General features: G+C 59.1%; 1 protein-coding gene. It reads right to left on the bottom strand.

What is annotated here, in order from left to right; genetic code table 11:
* Positions 1 to 389: immunoglobulin-like domain-containing protein (locus G5S52_RS23545; RefSeq protein ID WP_165018899.1), on the bottom strand; the 389-nt coding region annotated here is incomplete at both ends.

Here is a 389-nt window from a genome sequence, read left to right as displayed (position 1 = left end):
GGCGCATCCGTGGTGGTGCCATCATTGATGGTGGTTTCGACAGCGGCTGGTGCGGTTGGCTGCGCCTCGAAGCCACCGCCGGAGGTCGCATTCACCGAGACGGTAAACACGTCATCATCGGCCGATTCGTTCAGGCTGTCATCCAGGGTATCGACGGTGAAACCGATGGACGTGGTGCCGGCGGCGATCACCACATCACGGGTCACTGGGGTGACATCACCGTCTTCCGTGGTCTTATGGCCGATAACGACAGAGACGGTAAAGTCAGCCGTCGGTGCTTCCGACAGGGTAAGCGTGTAGCTGGCCGCTTCACCTTCAATGACAGAGGCATCGCCAGTCAAAGTTAGCGTCGGTGCATCCGTGGTGGTGCCATCATTGATGGTGGTTTC

Source organism: Grimontia sedimenti (genome assembly GCF_011045095.1).
Lineage (GTDB): Bacteria > Pseudomonadota > Gammaproteobacteria > Enterobacterales > Vibrionaceae > Enterovibrio > Enterovibrio sedimenti.
The sequence above is the reverse complement of the archived record's forward strand: the minus strand, read 5'-3'. Positions and strand labels throughout refer to the sequence as shown.